The organism is Nostoc sp. 'Peltigera membranacea cyanobiont' 232, assembly GCF_002245985.1.
GTDB lineage: Bacteria > Cyanobacteriota > Cyanobacteriia > Cyanobacteriales > Nostocaceae > Nostoc.
In genome coordinates, this window is the sequence record NZ_NOLK01000086.1 from 14,728 (window position 1) to 32,039 (window position 17,312).

Consider the following 17,312-nt stretch of genomic DNA (forward strand, 5'->3'; position numbering starts at 1 on the left):
AAATCTTAATTTTCAATCCCACAGTTAGCAATATTGAGTAATTAGCACATATTAAATACTATTACATCTATCTTTGGTATATAATTCTTATGCCACTTGAGCAATACAGCAATCGATTAGACTGCGAAGGGTAAGCCCTTGGCGGCACAAGTCATAGTAGATTCAGGCTGAAATGTTTAGCTACCCTACAGGATTGTGCTACCCGATCTCAATCCAATCTACAAGAGCAGCGATCGCCCGATCTCGGCTCTTGTAGGATGCGTTAGCGCCAGCGTAACGCATCACCCAAAACTTGCTATAGCAATTTCTCCATTCTTTGGGCAGCCAATTTGTGAGCGTTTATTTTCAGCTACAGCGATCGCACCGTAAAAGGTTAGGCTAATTTGCAAGCAATGCGATCGCGGAATTAGAGATAATATTTCTATGATTCAGTAATTCTCTATCATCTATGACTCAAGCCATACCCAAGCTAGTAACCTTTGAGGAATTCGTCGATTGGCTACCCGAAAATCGACGAGTTCGCTATGAACTACATAAAGGAGAAATTGTTGAGATGGCACAACCAGTAGGGGAACACGAAGAAGTAAAGGGTTTTTTAGCAAGAAAAGTAACAGTTGAATTTGACCGATTAGACCTCCCCTACTTCATGCCCAGCCAAGCTATAGTTAGACCTCCTGAAAAAGATTCTGGTTATCTCCCAGATGTGTTGGTGCTAAATCGTGCAAATCTGGCAAACGAAAAATTATGGAAAAAACAATCTATCGTAAGTTTGGGTGCATCGATCCCTTTGGCAATTGAGGTTGTATCAACCAACTGGCGGGACGATTACTATTTAAAATACGCTGACTATGAAGAGATGGGTATCCCAGAATACTGGATTGTCGATTATGCCGCCTTGGGTGGACGTAATTTTATCGGCAATCCCAAACAACCGACAATCACCGTTTGTAACTTGGTTGATGGGGAATATCAGATAAGTAAGTTTCGAGATAATGCGATTATTATCTCCCAAACTTTTCCCGAATTGAATCTCACCCCAAACCAGATTTTTCAAGCTGCTGTCATCTAGCGTTTTGCCAATTCTGGAGTTCGTCCTTTCAAGCCAATCATCAACTTCAGCATAAACACCTTTAATACAGGGACTCGTTGCAAAAACCATAAACCCAAGCGACGAAGCACTACCACAGGTAAGAAGTTATTAGAAAATATCCGATCTAATAAATCGGTGAAACCTAAAATAGTTAAATTCTCTAGCTTGCGCCAGCGTTCATAACCTTTAAGAATCTGAATGTCGCCAATATCTTTACCCGCTTGGTGCGCTGTTTGGATTACTTGCGCCAAAGCTGCTGCATCTCGAATCCCCAGATTTAAACCTTGTCCGCCCACTGGATGACAATTGTGCGCCGCATCACCAATTAATGCTAGTCGGGGGAGAACATAGCGATCGCTTTGCATGAGTTGTACCTGGAATACAAAGCGATCGCCTAGTAATTCCAATTTTCCCATCTGATCGCCATAGCGACGGGTAAGTTCTGCTAAAAATTGCTCATCATTTAAGGCACATAAAGCTTTTGCTTCTTCGTGGGGGGCTGTCCAGACAATGCGGCAACGGTTCCCCGGTAAAGGTAAAATCGCAAAGGGCCCGCTAGACCAAAATCTTTCGTAAGCAGTGTTATTGTGAGATTTTTCTGGTTTGACAAATGCCACGATGCAAGACTGCCAATATTTCCAGCCAGAGGTTTTGATACCCGCAGCTTGACGAATTGGCGATCGCGCCCCATCTGCTGCTATCACTAATTTGCTGCGAACTGTCTGTAAGCGATCGCCAACTTTAATATCGATCGCGACTATATCCTGCTGGTAATCCGTATTCACCACTTCAGCCGGACATAAATAAGTCACATTTGGACAATCTTGGACAAATTCCTGCAAAGGTTGCAACAGCGCTTGGTGTTCTGCCACATAACCCAACTCTGCTGTATCTATATCATCTGTGGTAAATTCCACCACATTGGGATAATCGGCATCAGAAAGGCGAACTCGGCAATATTTCGCGATTTGAGGCAATATCTTGTCCCAAACTCCAATTCCTTGGTAAATTAGCGCCGAAAGCTGATGAACTGCATAAGCTTGTCCCTTGGCTACCGCCACTGAAGCCACTTTTGCTTCAATCAGCAAGATACTCAAGCCAGAATCTTTTAAAGCAGAGGCTAGAGTTAACCCAATAATCCCACCGCCGACAATTACCAAATCATATTCATATCCCCGCAAGTCTGGCGGTGTTAGTTGAGGGGAAATTTGCTCAAGCTGCGTGGCCATTGTTAAGTTAAGTTACAGCGTCTTTAACTCTTATTTTGACGCGATCGCACCCTTTAGAGCAAGCAAACATTGAAAAACCCCGCCGATGACTGAGGACAACAGCGAGGTAACACAGCTTTACTTATTTTCAGATAAATAAAGTATAAATTTTGTTGCGGAGCTACTACCAACTATCACTAGTAAGTGTAACTAATCATTAAATATGCTGTGTTTGACAGCAGGAGATTATTAGTGATGTGTTTTGATGTGATGTTTCTTAATACCTTTGTGATGATATCTATGATGCTTAACAGCCGCTGAAGCTGGTGCAGCTTGAAACATTGGTGCAGCAATGGCTATGGGAGTAGCAAGTACTAGAGCTAGAACTAAACCTTTAGCAAACTTATTCATGTGATTTCCTTGATTCCATTTGTGTAGTGAACCCATGAATTAAATATGACAAAGACAGATGTCATTCTCTTGTTATTTATATGAAGTTTTTGTGGATATTTTTGCCGATATTAGCATCTATAAAAGACATAAATATTTATTACTCTACAGAGAAAAATAACTGAAGCCTTTCGGCAATTATCTAGGATTAATTTTTGGACTAAATAAGCGTTATTTTCTTTTTTAGAGAAATCTACCAAATAAAAAAACCTGCTGCGATCCGCAGTAGGTCTAAATGGTATGGTATGTATTTAGAAAATAGTAGAAAATAGTAGAAAATAAACTTGCTATATAACTACTACAAAACATAAAGTTAGTAGCAACTATATAAATCATATTTGAGCAGTAAAATACTCATGAATGAAGGTTTATAGTCTGCGTCGTCTTATTATTAAGCAGATATAAAGTAAACGTCTGGCGGCTTTACAAAAGATGAGTCGAGAAACAGCTATTTACTTTCATAAATAATTATTAAAATTTACACATAATAGATCCCCCAATTCCCTTTCTAAGGATATTTTTAATATTCTCCTTTTGAAAAAGAATCGAGGTTTGAGATTTTAAATGCGTAAGTTCAGAATTAGTTATTTGGGTTGGTTGGTGTAGCTGCGGGTGGGGTAGTTGCACCTGGGGTAGTTGTACCTGTTGGAGTAACGTGTTTTTTCAGTGCGGATTGTTTAACTACAGACTTACTTCTAATAGCTTTGCTGTGATGGCGGTGGTGTTTGTGCCGTTTTGCAGTCTTGGATTTGGCAACTTTAGCAGTTGCGTAAGTTGTAGTCGGGCTAGAAGTAGTTTTAGCTTGAACAGTGGATGCAGAAACAGCTACAGGTGCAGCCAACATTAAAGCCAAAAGTAAGGCTTTAGCGAACTTATTCATTTGAAACTCCTCGTCAAATAATCAATTGCCTAACTATCTACTAGCGGTATGTCATTAGTTTGTAATTTATGTGAATCTTACGTGTGATTTTTAAATTATCTCTATTCCCAGATAGATGACTTTAAGTAAATACCTTGATATGACTGTAGTCACGTAGGTTAGGATAGTATTGATTGCTGAAAGCCTTGAATTAACTGGGTTTACGCTCAATGCTTTGCTATATGTGATGCTTGTTGCCTCTGCTATCTCAGAGGTTAAATGTAATATTTTGCACATCATCTATATCTTTTAGACTGACGGGCGATGACGCTCGTTCGTGCCAGCGTACCGTAGGCAAGACTCACTATCGGCATCGCGCCTGAGCATCTTTATGGGGTATGATGCTATGTGAATATTGATTAAGAAAGACTGATATTCATCAATTCTTCTGCTATATCAAAATTAGCTGTGACATTTTGCACATCATCCAAGCCTTCTAGAGTGTCAATTAACTTGAAAAGCGATCGCGCCCGATCTAGATCGGTAACTTCTACACTATTACTAGGAATCCAGCGAAATTCGGCATCAGTCACCTTAAAGCCTTGATTTTTGAGTGTCTGACTAAGGGTTTCTAAATTGCCAATGTCAGTAAAAACCTCAGCCATCTCATCTTCAGTCATCTCATAAGACTCGGCATTGCCTTCAAGGGACGCTTCTAAAAGCCGTTCTTCGTCGATCGCACCCTGTACTAGACAAACGCCTTTTTGATCGAACATCCAGCTAACGCAACCTGTTTCACCAAGATTGCCACCATTTTTACTAAAAGCTACACGTAAGTCAGCAGCAGTGCGATTGCGATTATCTGTGAGGGCTTCAATTAAAATCGCTACACCACTAGGGCCGTATCCTTCGTAGCGAATCGCTTCAAAGATAGCGTTATCTCCGCCAAAAGTGCCTGCACCTTTAGCGATCGCTCGTTCAATATTATCATTGGGGATACTCGCTGCCTTTGCCTTGTCAATTGCCGTGCGGAGTTGAAAATTCAGCGCCGGATCGGGAACGCCGCTTCTAGCCGCAACAATAATCGCCCGCGATAACTGAGTGAAGGTTTTACCCTTTTTTGCATCTACTACCGCTTTTTGGCGCTTAATATTTGCCCATTTACTATGTCCTGCCATAATCTGAAATTATCAAAACTCTATTCCAGATTAGGATATAAACGCTTGCAAAAACCATGACGATGGGCGAACCGATCGATAATGAAGACGCGATCGCATCCTTTTAAATCAATACGCTTGGGTTAATATCATTGCTTTGTGAAGTTGCACCAAACTTTCTTTGTGTCCTTTGCGCCTTTGTGGTTCGTTCCTCATTTTTAACGAACCACAAAGGCGTTAGCGTCTCCCCTTCTCCCAAAGGGAGAAGCTAACGCCAAGGGAGAAGGACGCGTTCGCGCAGCGTCTCGTAAGGAAGAGAAACTTAACTATAGGAATCCGGTTTGATTTCTGAAAATATCCGTAGGATGTGTTAGCGACAGCGTAACGCATAAAACTGAAAATATCCGTAGGATGTGTTAGCGACAGCGTAACGCATCAAATAAGTGATAATAGTGCGTTACGAACTCCGTTCTAACACACTCTACAATACCTAATTTCGTTCAAAAATCAAATAGTAATCCTATATATTCCCATTTAAATCACAAAAGGTTCAAGTTCGCGGTTACACCACTCATCCCCAACTCGTTCAGTAACCAACGGTCTAATGATAAACTTGGGTGGGCTACCATCCAAAACATCAATCCGCACACATGAGTAAGGCAGGCGGTTCTGAAAATTGTAGTCGTGACGACCCACAAAAAGCATTGAATCGGCAACTTTCCGAGTAGGTTTACCTGCAATTTCTGTAAAAGTCTCCATCAATTCAGTCCCCTTTCGCCGTTGATAACGAGGACGATGACCACTACCACCAGAGATAATGCAGTTAACGCTCTTTTATGACTCTCGTCGGATAAAAATCATCCACCCTTATTTTTAAGGACTTTGATGAATTTAGGCGTAGGTTGGGTTGAGGAACGAAACCCAACACCAACAATCTCTGGTTTTGTTGGGTTTCACTTCGTTCAACCCAACCTACGAATATTTTATTTTTTCGGAGTAATAAAAGAGCGTTAATGTGAGAGTCAGCAAATCCGGTATCAGTTGTGCAAAGATGCTCCAAACAGTGAGCGTGACCATTTAAAATCAAATCGACTATGGGACGTTCTTTAATTAGAGAACCAAGAGTTTCTGCCACTCGTTCAAACACCCAGCGCAAACGGTGGCGAACCGCCAAGGTTTGTGCCTGATTCCATTTAGTAGCCTCAGTAACATAAGGCGGATGGTGAAAAAAGATTACACGTCCGCGCACTTCAGAGGTGTTCCAAGATTCAATAAGTCTGCTTCGCAACCATTCAAGTTGTTCAAAATCGATCTCAGGCATTTTATCAGATGCCAATTGTTTTTCAATATCGATTTTGATCTCATCTATTTGATCTAATTTGGCGGTAAGTTCATCAAGTTGTTCCGCTTCGGTGGGTTTATCTGGGTTTAGTCCATCGCAGATTCCCAAAATCTGCAATTCTTCTCGATCTATTTCCTGGCGACGCTTTTGCAATTCCCGGCGGTAAATTTCCCCTTCTTGAGTTGCAGGTAAAGGTGATGGTGTATTAAAAGTATTGGAATCCAATGCGAAAAAGTCAATTCCGCCCGAAAGGTGTAATAGCGATTGGGTAAGCGGGTAAACTGTCCGGGTTCGTAACGCAAACACCGCCCGGTGTTCGTCTTAGCAGTATAGTGTTTATCTAAATGACGTTCTAATTCTTGTGGGGAAGCGATCGCTTGGGTATAATCCATAAATGCTCGTGCATAAGCATTACCTTGATACGATCCATGCCAGCCAATCTCAATATCTTTGTAGCGGAACAGGCGACGTAATGAAGATGTTGTTCCAGTCAATAAACGGTACATCAACGGTACATCGTAGTAATCATGATTACCTGGTACTGGCAAGAATGGCAGATTAAACACCATACGGTCATAAGGAATGCTGTTTGGGTTGTTACCACCGACAAGAAATTCCCGGTAAGGCTCAATAAAGTTTGTTGAATAATACTCTTGGGAACCTACCACATAGATTACATCACCTGTGTGCAACACAAAGCTGCAATCATCGCGGTGAGCCAGCATCAGTTCGGCAACTTTTCGTTGGGGGTGGTGTCGATAATGGGATTGAGTACCAGAATCACCGATAACCATAAAGGAAAATTCTGGACTATCTTCCCTGCGATCGTCAATAACCATGCTGGTTTGGTCAATTCCCCGTTGCACAAAACTTGGATGCATCCACCGCACCCGTTCCTTCATTTTTTGAATTTTTACAGGAATCGGTGGATCGGAAATCAATTTCATGGCTGATAACTCTTGAATGCCTAATGCACAAGCTGATTGTAACGAAATATTTAATTGTCGTTAGTCATTTGTCATTTGTCATTTGTCATTTGTCATTAGTCATTTGTCATTTGTCATTTGTAGAATAACCAATTCCCAATTCCCCATTCCCAATTCCCAATTCTCCATTCCTAATCCTTAAGGCAAATTTTCTCGCAGTAATGCTCGAAATCCAGCTTGTTGAAAATGCTCATCAGCAGTTAGGGCTTCAGTGATTCCGCTATATTCCATCACAATAAAAGATACGCAATCTACAAATCCCCATTCTTTCTCAGTTCGTTCCCGATATAGCTCAAAAGCACGTTCGTAGAGTTCCTGGGAGAGAGGGACAATTTCTACTTTGGAGTCTGCTACTAGAGAATTTAATAATATGATTGCTGCCTGACGATAAGGTTGTTGGGATAAGGCATTGCCAATTTCCAACATTACCGCCTGTGTTGTCACCAAACGAGTTTCTGCTGCTTGTAACATTTTAGCCAGATGTAAGGCTCGGTCATGCAAGCGATCGCTCGGTGCAGATAAAGCAATGGCAAAGGATGTATCAAGAAAGACTTCAGAATGCATGGAAAGTTTACTTACTGTACAAGTATTTATCTATATTGGTAGACCAGTCAGGCGGCCCATCTAAATTGAGCGATCGCGCTGTTTGCAGAAATGATACCGTTTTGTGTTCGCTTGGCGGTAAAATTTCGATACTAATTCGCACATGGGTATTGATTGGCAGTGCGATCGATTCAGTCGGATAGAAGACTTTGCCATTAAACACAGCTGTGATTTTTTCTACCATTTTTCGCAAAAAGTACTTTTAGTCTATCCTAAGCTGGTTGTAACAATACAGGTAGAGTATAAGACGCAATAACTAGTGAAGATACTTATATCAATCTTACGAATTATATCGATTTTTGAGAATTCCCGAAGCCATCAGATGAACTAATGTTACGTGAGTGCGACGAACTTTTTTAAAGTTCAATTCTTTCCCTCTCCGATTCGCAGAGGGACAGGTTTTTGGTAGTAAAACCTCTTAGTGGTCTTTTATGGACAAAAGCGAGAAACTTTTTTAGCTTTTCCCCAACTCTTAACAATAAATTATTGGGGCAATTATATACAAAACTAACGTATGTATGCTGTAAACAAATCAGCTTTTTGGAGTTTGGCAGAACGCAGAGTTTAGATCCTACTTTTGCTACTTGTAAAAAAAAATTTAATCCAGATGATAAATATTATTCTATATACCCTATAATCTTTTTAATTACGGTATTCATCTACAAATACCGTAGATTTAGGGGTGATTCTGATGAGCCAGTCGCAACAATCAACACATTTAAGAAAATTACTAATTGAGAGAATACAGTCTTATGTCATGAAAGCTTGGCAGACCATACAACTCTCATATCAACACAAAATTAGAAATTGGTTGAATAAACACACTCTACAAAGCTTTGTGAGCCTGTTTCTAATAGGTGCTTTTTTGAGTATCACAGTTGCCTCCTGCTCTGGAAGCAGTTCAGCTAGCAAAAATGATGTTAAGCTGAAACTCGTTTCTTTCTCTGTCACCAAAGCGGCTCATGACCAAATAATTCCCAAATTCGTCGAAAAGTGGAAGCAAGAACATAATCAAAACGTCACATTTGAGCAAAGTTATGGCGGTTCTGGCGCTCAAGCGGCGGCTGTGATTGCTGGTTCGCAAGAAGCAGATATAGTACATTTGGCACTTCCGCTAGATGTCAACAAAATTTCTCTTGCAGGTTTGATTAAAACGGGTTGGGAAACCAAAGCTCCGAGAAGTGGTATTGTTAGTAGATCGGTTGCTGCGATCGTTACCCGCGAAGGCAATCCCAAAGGTATAAATACTTGGGCAGACTTAGCAAAAGATGGCGTGAAAGTGATTGCGGCTAACCCAAAAACTTCTGGTATTGCTATCTGGGAATTCTTAGCTTTTTGGGGTTCGGTAACTCTAAACGGAGGTGACGAAGCCACAGCCTTAGATTACGTCACCAAAGTTTATAAAAATACTCCTATTTTGACGAAAGATGCACGTGAAGCTAGCGATTTATTTTTCCAAAAAAATCAGGGTGATGTCTTAATCAACTACGAAAACGAGGTAATTTTAGCAGGTAAAAATGGAAATAAATTACCTTATGTTGTCCCCCAAGTCAATATTTCCATTGATAATCCTGTAGCCTTAGTTGACAAAAACGTTGATAAACACGGTACAAGGGAAGTTGCCCAAGCATTTGTTGATTTTCTTTACTCTACAGAAGCTCAACGTGAATTTGCTAAATTACAATACCGTCCAGTGAACCCCACTGTCACCCAAGAAGTAGCATCACAATATCCGCCAATTAAAACTTTATTCACATCTCAAGATTTAGGTGGCTGGGATATTATCCAGAAAAAGTTTTTTGGAGATGGAGCAATTTTTGATAAAGTTCAAGCTGCCAGCAAAGCATGATATCTAGATTATCTACTAGCAGATAGCTAAGTATAAAGAATTCTCGGTCACTTTACCCAATTGATAATTTATGAGCTTTCGTAGCAGATTTAAGGATAGCTTTCTCCTCATATTTTTAATGATTATTGCCAGCAGTACCACTGGTTGTAGCAGCAGCGAGGAAAAGAAAAGCCAGGTAAGTATTGATGGTGCAGCTGTCGGTTTTCCTATTTCTTTAGCAGTTGCAGAAGAATACGGTAAAGTCAAACCTGAAGCTAAAGTCAGCGTTGCCTCAAGTGGTACTGGTGGTGGTTTCAGTAAATTTTGTAATGGCGATATTGATATAGCTGGTGCTTCTCGTACCATTAGAGATGAAGAAATCAAAAAATGTCAAAGTAAGAATATTAAATTTGTCGAGTTGCCTGTAGCTTTAGATGGTATCGCCGTGATTGCCAACCGCCAAAATAACTTTGCCAAATGTCTAACTATTAAGGAACTAGGTAAAATTTGGGGCGGGAAATCAGACGGGAAAATTTTGAAATGGAATCAAGTTAATTCTAAGTTTCCTAACGAAAATCTGAAGTTGTATGCTCCATCTTCGGATACCGGAACATTCGATTATATGACTCAAGCTGTGACTGGCAAAGCCAAGAATGGCCGTACAGATTATACTGCCACTCAGAATCAAAACCTTCTCGTACAAGGAGTGTCAGGTGATGCAACAGCTTTGGGTTATGTGGGGATATCTTACTATATTCAAAATCAAGAAAAACTGAATCTAGTTGCTGTAGAAAGTCCTACAGGAAAGTGTGAAAAACCAGTGCCTGTGGATAATGTGATCAAAAACATCTATACACCTTTGTCTCGTCCTCTCTTCATCTATGTCAGTAAAAAATCCTTAGATACTAAGCCAGCAGTCAAAGAATTTGTAGATTTTTATCTAGAAAATTCCTGGAAGTGGGTAGATAGTGTTGGTTATGTGGCACTACCTGATGAAGCTTATGTCAAAGTAAAACGAAAATTTGCTACTGGTGAAACTGGGACAAAGTTTAAAAAAGCAAAACCGGGTGAACCAATCACAAACTTTATTTAAATAAAGTCTGAGTCATTGTAGTCTTGTTGTAGTTAAAAAATAACTGTTTATGCAAAATACTAATTATCAAGACGATCCTTATCTACTATCCAGACAATCACTGGATAAAAATGCTTCTGAAGATATATCAGAAAAGATTGTTGCAGCAATTTTATTTGCTTGTGCTTTAGTTTCAATTTTGACTACCTTTGGTATTGTCGTAATTATTTTTCAGGAGACATTCAGTTTTTTCCAAGAAGTCTCTTTCGCCCAATTCTTTCTTGATACTAAATGGACACCTCTATTTGCTAATAAACATTTTGGCGTTTGGCCTTTGATTAATGGCACTTTATTGACTACAGCTATTGCTATGGCGGTTGCTATTCCTTTGGGTTTATCTTCTGCCATTTATTTGAGTGAATATGCTCAACCCAAAGTAGCAGCAATTTTACGTCCAGCAGTGGAACTTTTGGCAGGAATCCCAACAGTAGTATATGGTTACTTTGCGCTGTTGTTCCTTACACCATTGCTGCGGAATCTTATGCCTCTGGAAATATTCAACGCTTTGAGTGCAGGGTTAATGATGGGGATAATGATTACTCCTACTGTTGGTTCTATCAGTTTAGATGCTATTAAAGCAGTTCCAGGTTCTTTGCGAGAAGGAGCTTATGCTTTAGGTATCACTAAACTAGAAGCCATTTTTAAAGTAGTTCTACCAGCCGCACTTTCTGGAATCATCGCCTCGATTATTTTGGGTATTTCTCGCGCTGTGGGTGAAACAATGACTGTCCTCATTGCCGCCGGACAACAACCAAGACTAACTGTTAACTTCATGGAATCAGTAGAAACCATGACAGCTTACATGGCGCAAATTTCTGGTGGAGATAGTCCGCGTGGTAGTCTCAATTTCAAGACATTATATGCTGTAGGCGCTGTTCTATTTATACTTACCCTGGCTTTGAATATTGTTAGTTACTGGGTTGCTAATCGCTTTAAAGAAAAATACGACTAAATAGATATGGCTACAAGTTATCAACAAGATGATTCTCTAGATTCTGCGGCGGAATTTACCGATAATGTTGAGAGTAGGGAGACATTAGGGAAAGTTTTTGAAGTACTTTTTTTGTTAGGATTGCTGATTGGTTTATTTGTCCTAGCATTGCTACTTTTTGATATTTTTCGAGATGGATTAGGCAGATTTTTATCACCAGGCTTTCTCACAGAAACTCCTTCTCGTTTTCCTGACCAAGGTGGTATTCGTCCTGCAATTATCAGCAGTGTTCTTTTAGGGTCTGTTGTGATTTTAGTAACTGTCCCTATTGGTGTTGGAGCCGCTTTATATCTAGAAGAGTATGCACCGAAAGTTTGGTGGACAGCGATTATTGAGATTAACATCAGTAATCTGGCGGGAGTACCTTCTATTGTCTATGGATTGCTGGGTTTAGGAGTTTTCAATTATTTGCTTGGGTTTGGCCCCGCTTTGATTTCTGGTGCATTGACTTTATCTTTGCTGTCTTTACCAGTAATTATTGTGACAGCTAGAGAAGCAATTCGCGCTGTCCCAGATTCTCTGAGAAATGCTTCTTACGGCTTAGGTGTCACCAAATGGCGAACTATCAGCAGTCACGTTTTACCCTATGCTGTCCCTGGTATTTTGACCGGCGTGATTATCTCTGTATCCCGTGCAATTGGTGATGCAGCTTCTCTAATTGTTGTTGGTGCTGTGGGTTTTCTCACTTTTGACCCTGGCTTGTTTCAGAGATTTATGGCATTACCCATTCAAATCTATAGTTATATCACTCGTCCTGAACCGGGTTTTGCTAGTGCAGCAGCGGCCACAATTATTGCGTTGTTAGTCTTGATTTTAGCTTTAAATGGTGTAGCAATTTATATCAGGCAACGCTTCTCAATCCGTTAGGTAATTAAATATCTAATTGGATAAATTCACGAATATTAGGAGAACAGCTAAATGACTTATAGCAATAATAGAAGTCAATCAGATAGTGCCACAATAGATCAAGAGAAGAGTGTCTTCAATGTTGAAGGTGTGAAGGTGTTTTATGGGGGATTTCTGGCACTTTTAGATGTCTATCTAAAGATTCCTAATAAACAAATTATTGCTTTTATTGGCCCTTCAGGATGTGGTAAAAGTACCTTACTGCGTTGCTTCAACCGAATGAATGATTTAATCCCTGGAGCTAAGGTTGAGGGTAGACTTAATTATCGCGATCGCAATATTTACGATCCTAAGATAAATTCTGTCAAATTACGCCGCCAAGTTGGAATGGTTTTTCAAAGACCGAATCCTTTCCCCAAGTCAATATACGAAAATATTGCCTTTGGCCCGCGTTCTAACGGTTACAAAGGTAACATTGATGAATTGGTGGAAGATTCCCTCAGACGCGCTGCTATCTGGGATGAAGTCAAAGACAAACTCAAAGAGAAGGGGACTGCATTATCTGGGGGACAACAGCAACGACTTTGCATAGCTCGTGCGATCGCAATGAAGCCAGATGTATTATTGATGGATGAACCATGTTCTGCTCTCGACCCCATTTCTAGCCGCCAAGTAGAAGAACTCTGCTTAGAATTGAAGCAGCAATACACCATCATCATGGTGACACACAATATGCAGCAAGCTTCCAGAGTGGCAGATTTCACGGCTTTCTTCAATACAGAAATTGACGAATATGGCAAACGTCGCGGGAAATTAGTTGAGTTTAATCCGACAGCCCAGATGTTCAGTTCTCCTCAAACCAAAGAAGCTGAAGATTACATCAGTGGACGGTTTGGTTAAAGAGCCATCATAGTAGGAGGGGAAAGGTAAAAGCCAAATTCAGTTGTGAGTGATTATTATTCATTTGCTCTTGAACCTTTCCTCCCGTACAAGCTAAGACTAGGTAATATATATACATCTAACTATGAATAAAAAGCATACAGTGGAAATTCAAGAATTAAAAGCATTGATTAAAGAAACGATGCGTGAAGTTCTGCAAGAAGAAAGACTTCGCCTCTGCCAAATTCTTATTCCTTACATAAATGATGATGAGCAACGCGAACTTGAAGCCGAATTTGGTATACCTTTAGATGATGCTGAGGATGAAGTAATTGATATGACCGATTGGGTAAGATATGGTAATAAAATTTCGCAAAAAAGCGATTAAATTTTTAGAAAAAGCAAATCCTGAAGATGTCGAAAATATTCGGGAGCAAATAAAACAGATTGTTATTGCTGTTGAAGACCAAGGTATTATCCCGTTTACAGAACTAGATATCAAAAAAATGAAAGGTGATTGGCAGGGATTTTACAGACTACGTATAGGTAGAAACAGAATTATTTTTACAGTCGATATTGATTCCAAAGACATAGAAATTTACGCCATTGGTGCGAGAGGAGATGTTTATAACAAATAATTTGTAATTATAGGATTAGTATTTGATTTTTGAACGAAATTAGGTATTGTAGAGTGTGTTAGAACGGAGTTCGTAACGCACTATTATCAAGGGTTTGATGCGTTACGCTGTCGCTAACACATCCTACGGATATTTTCAGAATTCAAACCGGATTCTTATAGGAATTTAATAAGTGGGAATTACCAAAGTAATTCTGGAAAATATGCTGAGGCTTAATAGTCTGAAACTGAAGTAATATTTTAGATTAGTACTTATACTGTGTATTATGTTTAAGCCTTTGTCATTTGCTTTAGTTGCAGCTACCATTTTAGTAGCAGCAATCAATAATCCCAGTGATACTTTAGCTCGAACTTGTGCCTCTAAGTGTGGGTCGCACCCAATTCAGTTTACACCTGGCCAATATATCCGGGTTGAAGTTATAAATAGCACACCTAACCCGATCAAAATTCAAAAACCCTCCGGGACTGATGCAATATCCTTGAGTCCAGGGCAGAAATTAAATCTAGAACAAATAGAGGGTACAGAGCCAAATACATCTCTGATATTTTGGAGCGAAAAGGGTTTATCACTACAAGCAATTGTCTCCAAGCCTAACTTTGGCACATTGCGGCTCGAACTCCGTCCAACTTGGCGCTCTCCTGGCGATCGCTCTTTGTATATTATGGATGATGGTAGAATAAACGTGCTTTAGATAGCAAATTAATGTTATTAGTTATGAGTTAAGAAACAACTTTAAATTCAACACTCATAACTAAAAAGTTCTAGTGCTAGACCGACCTGTATCTGAATTCTCAAAACCTACCAGGCGTTTACCTAATCAGCGCTGGCAAATTTATCCACAAAAACCAGAATTTGCCCAAAAGCTGGCGGCTTTGATTAATGTTTCACCGATTATCAGCCAGTTGTTGATTAATCGGGGGATCGAAACACCAGAACAGGCACAAGCATTTTTAAATCCAGAATCTTTAGTCTTACCTTCGCCATTAGAAGATTTCCCAGATTTGGCGATTAGTTTGGAGTTGTTGCAAAATGCGATCGCTTCTCAAACTAAAATTGCTATTTGCGGTGACTACGATGCTGATGGGATGACCAGCACTGCTCTACTTTTGCGTAGTCTCCGCACTTTAGGTGCACAAGTAGATTATGCTATTCCCAGTCGGATGCATGAAGGCTATGGTATTAATAAACGCATAGTTGAAGAATTTCACAGTGAAGGTGTAGGACTAATTCTCACTGTAGATAATGGCATCTCTGCGTTTGAACCAGTTGCGAGAGCGAGAGAACTTGGTCTAGCAGTGATTATCACCGATCATCACGATATCCCCCAAAAATTACCGCCAGCTAACGCTATCCTCAATCCTAAACTGATAGCAGAATCCTCACCTTATCGCGGTGTTGCTGGTGTTGGTGTTGCTTACATTTTGGCAGTGTCTCTCGCACAACAGCTAGGGGAAACTAAGGGTTTGATCCAGCCGATGCTAGCACTGTTTACGCTGGGAACGATCGCAGATTTAGCTCCTTTAACTGGCGTGAATCGCCGTTGGGTAAAACGTGGTTTACAGCATTTACCCAAGTCAAACTTACCCGGAGTACAGGCGTTAATTCAGGTAGGTGGCGTACAGGCGAGGGCAGAGGGAGCAGGGGGAGCAGGGGAAGCAGGGGGAGCAGAGGAGAAAATTTCTAATCCAAAATCCAAAATCCAAAATCCAAAATCGCTAAAGCCTGAAGATATTGGGTTTCGCCTGGGGCCAAGAATTAATGCTATCGGTCGAATTGGTAATCCCCAAACTGTGATTGAATTGCTGACTACAGATGATATGGGGGTGGCGCTGGAAAGAGCAATGCAATGCGAACAAATCAACGCTTCTCGCCAGGAGATGTGTCAGCAAATTGAACAAGAAGCGATCGCTTATGTAGAAGCAGAATTTGTTACATCTCTACAACAAGACCGGGTATTAATTGTTGTTCAACCTAATTGGCATCACGGCGTTATTGGTATCGTCGCCTCCCGCTTGGTAGAACGCTACGGCGTTCCTGTGTTTATCGGTACTTATGAGGACGACGAACACATACGCGGTTCAGCACGCTCAATCCCAGAGTTTCATGTGTTTGAAGCTTTGGAATATTGTCACGATTTACTAGGCAAATTTGGCGGACATAAAGCAGCTGGGGGATTCTCTCTACCCGCAGAAAATTTACAGGTGTTGCGATCGCGTTTAATTGAGTTTGCTAACCAGTGTCTTGAACCCCAACATCTTAAACCTCTGCTCAAAATTGATGCCGAAGTCAACCTAAATCACATCAATCAGCAGCTTTATCAACAGCTTAACGCTCTACACCCTTGCGGTATGGATAACCCAGATCCAGTTTTCTGGACACCTAATGTCCAAGTGGTTGAGCAAAAAATCGTTGGGAAAGGTCACATTAAACTGACAATTGCCCAAATTATTGATAATCAGGATTACAGAATTAAAGCGATCGCTTGGCGTTGGGGCGACTACTTCCGCTTACCACCGCGAGTGGATGTAGCTTACAAACTGCGAGAAAATTACTTTAACGGTAACACCACCATCGAGCTAGAGTTAATCGGTGTTAGACTACCAATTCAGCTTCAACAATTTTTTGCTTCGCCACCTATCGCGTCAAGTACCACCTTTAAGTACAATCAGCGACAGTATACTTGTGGTTTCTATAAAAACGGTATTGAAGCAGAATTAAGAATTAAAAATTCTGAAGGCAAAGTCTTAGCCATACAGCCAGGACATATAATTGGTTTGCTGGGCACTAATCGTCAAAACGCCAAAGAAGTTGATATCTCTCAACCACAGTATGACAATATTATCCAAGCTGCCCTTCAAGCTTTATCAGTTAAAAGTTAGGAGTTCTTAATTAACTTGTCATTTGTGATTATGACACTGTAAGTGCTGATTTATTAGTTACAAGTATGAGTTAAGAATAAAATTTAATTCCTCACTCCTAACTCTTCACTCTCAATCAGCACTCAGTATTCTTATAAATTGCCGTTGCGAAATGCCAGCACAAAGATCACTGCTGGGCCAGCAATTACGATTAGCGCCACAGATAGTAATTGGAAGATAACTTCCCAATTAATACTGGTAAAAGCGTTAAACAAGTCAGATACAGCGTCAAACATTTTCTTTTTCTCCTTTCAATTGTCTTAAAAAATTCAATAACTTAATTACAAAGCCCGCAATCGATCATATCTGTCTATGGCCTGTTGGATTTAATTTACTTAACAAAATTATAAGAAAAGACATAAAAACGTAAAATAGGGGATTGGGG

General features: G+C 40.3%; 18 protein-coding genes and 2 pseudogenes. 11 read left to right on the forward strand and 9 right to left on the reverse strand.

Features of this window, described 5'->3' with window-relative positions; genetic code table 11:
• The first annotated feature begins 195 nt into the window (after nt 1–195).
• A complete protein-coding gene (locus CDG79_RS42710; protein ID WP_189525112.1) occupies nt 196–369 on the forward strand; it encodes a hypothetical protein in 174 nt (57 codons plus the stop codon).
• 79 nt (nt 370–448) lie between these two features.
• On the forward strand, nt 449–1,069 hold the full coding sequence (locus tag CDG79_RS24620; RefSeq protein ID WP_094344473.1) for a Uma2 family endonuclease: 621 nt from the start codon (nt 449–451) through the stop codon (nt 1,067–1,069).
• Here CDG79_RS24620 and CDG79_RS24625 read toward each other — a convergent pair.
• The 8 genes and pseudogenes from CDG79_RS24625 to CDG79_RS24660 form a co-directional block, all read right to left on the reverse strand.
• Nucleotides 1,066–2,319, reverse strand: coding sequence for an FAD-dependent hydroxylase (locus tag CDG79_RS24625; RefSeq protein WP_094344474.1), 1,254 nt, complete (start codon nt 2,317–2,319; stop codon nt 1,066–1,068). The genes CDG79_RS24620 and CDG79_RS24625 overlap by 4 nt on opposite strands.
• Nucleotides 2,320–2,547: 228 nt before the next feature.
• Nucleotides 2,548–2,709 (reverse strand): hypothetical protein, encoded by a 162-nt coding sequence (locus tag CDG79_RS42715; RefSeq protein WP_189525113.1) that lies wholly within the window; start codon nt 2,707–2,709, stop codon nt 2,548–2,550.
• A 619-nt stretch (nt 2,710–3,328) separates the two neighbouring features.
• A complete protein-coding gene (locus tag CDG79_RS24635; protein ID WP_094344476.1) occupies nt 3,329–3,628 on the reverse strand; it encodes a hypothetical protein in 300 nt (99 codons plus the stop codon).
• Nucleotides 3,629–4,026: 398 nt separating this feature from the next.
• Complete coding sequence (locus CDG79_RS24640) at nt 4,027–4,785, reverse strand: YebC/PmpR family DNA-binding transcriptional regulator (protein WP_094344477.1); 759 nt, start codon at nt 4,783–4,785, stop codon at nt 4,027–4,029.
• A gap of 513 nt (nt 4,786–5,298) precedes the next feature.
• Nucleotides 5,299–5,589 (reverse strand): annotated as a pseudogene (locus CDG79_RS24645) (metallophosphoesterase); the annotation flags it as partial.
• 175 nt (nt 5,590–5,764) lie between these two features.
• Nucleotides 5,765–7,053 (reverse strand): annotated as a pseudogene (locus tag CDG79_RS24650) (metallophosphoesterase family protein); the annotation flags it as partial.
• Between the two features lie 177 nt (nt 7,054–7,230).
• Nucleotides 7,231–7,656: a type II toxin-antitoxin system VapC family toxin gene (locus tag CDG79_RS24655; protein WP_094344479.1), complete on the reverse strand. Its 426-nt coding sequence runs from the start codon at nt 7,654–7,656 to the stop codon at nt 7,231–7,233.
• Nucleotides 7,657–7,663: 7 nt separating this feature from the next.
• Nucleotides 7,664–7,879, reverse strand: coding sequence for a hypothetical protein (locus CDG79_RS24660; RefSeq protein WP_094344480.1), 216 nt, complete (start codon nt 7,877–7,879; stop codon nt 7,664–7,666).
• A 507-nt stretch (nt 7,880–8,386) separates the two neighbouring features.
• On the opposite strand from CDG79_RS24660, the gene CDG79_RS24665 reads away from it, so the two are divergent.
• From CDG79_RS24665 to CDG79_RS24705, 9 genes are all read left to right on the forward strand, one after another.
• Nucleotides 8,387–9,544 (forward strand): sulfate ABC transporter substrate-binding protein, encoded by a 1,158-nt coding sequence (locus CDG79_RS24665; protein ID WP_094344481.1) that lies wholly within the window; start codon nt 8,387–8,389, stop codon nt 9,542–9,544.
• Nucleotides 9,545–9,614: 70 nt separating this feature from the next.
• Nucleotides 9,615–10,616, forward strand: coding sequence for a PstS family phosphate ABC transporter substrate-binding protein (locus CDG79_RS24670; RefSeq protein WP_094344482.1), 1,002 nt, complete (start codon nt 9,615–9,617; stop codon nt 10,614–10,616).
• Nucleotides 10,617–10,665: 49 nt separating this feature from the next.
• On the forward strand, nt 10,666–11,607 hold the full coding sequence (gene pstC, locus CDG79_RS24675) for a phosphate ABC transporter permease subunit PstC (protein ID WP_094344483.1): 942 nt from the start codon (nt 10,666–10,668) through the stop codon (nt 11,605–11,607).
• Between the two features lie 6 nt (nt 11,608–11,613).
• The gene (pstA, locus tag CDG79_RS24680; RefSeq protein ID WP_094330796.1) at nt 11,614–12,513 is read left to right on the forward strand and encodes a phosphate ABC transporter permease PstA; all 900 of its coding nucleotides are present in this window, start codon (nt 11,614–11,616) and stop codon (nt 12,511–12,513) included.
• A gap of 51 nt (nt 12,514–12,564) precedes the next feature.
• Entirely contained in the window at nt 12,565–13,392 is an 828-nt protein-coding gene (gene pstB, locus CDG79_RS24685; RefSeq protein ID WP_094344484.1) for a phosphate ABC transporter ATP-binding protein PstB, read from the forward strand.
• Nucleotides 13,393–13,534: 142 nt separating this feature from the next.
• Nucleotides 13,535–13,759, forward strand: coding sequence for a hypothetical protein (locus CDG79_RS24690; RefSeq protein ID WP_094344489.1), 225 nt, complete (start codon nt 13,535–13,537; stop codon nt 13,757–13,759).
• Complete coding sequence (locus CDG79_RS24695; protein WP_094344485.1) at nt 13,728–14,009, forward strand: type II toxin-antitoxin system RelE family toxin; 282 nt, start codon at nt 13,728–13,730, stop codon at nt 14,007–14,009. Before CDG79_RS24690 ends, CDG79_RS24695 begins: the two co-directional genes overlap by 32 nt.
• Nucleotides 14,010–14,274: 265 nt before the next feature.
• Entirely contained in the window at nt 14,275–14,700 is a 426-nt protein-coding gene (locus CDG79_RS24700; protein WP_094344486.1) for a hypothetical protein, read from the forward strand.
• A 73-nt stretch (nt 14,701–14,773) separates the two neighbouring features.
• Nucleotides 14,774–16,888 (forward strand): single-stranded-DNA-specific exonuclease RecJ, encoded by a 2,115-nt coding sequence (locus CDG79_RS24705; RefSeq protein ID WP_094344487.1) that lies wholly within the window; start codon nt 14,774–14,776, stop codon nt 16,886–16,888.
• A gap of 131 nt (nt 16,889–17,019) precedes the next feature.
• Here CDG79_RS24705 and psb30 read toward each other — a convergent pair whose 3' ends face one another.
• Complete coding sequence (gene psb30 / locus CDG79_RS24710; RefSeq protein ID WP_069068686.1) at nt 17,020–17,163, reverse strand: photosystem II reaction center protein Ycf12/Psb30; 144 nt, start codon at nt 17,161–17,163, stop codon at nt 17,020–17,022.
• Between the last annotated feature and the right edge of the window lie 149 nt (nt 17,164–17,312).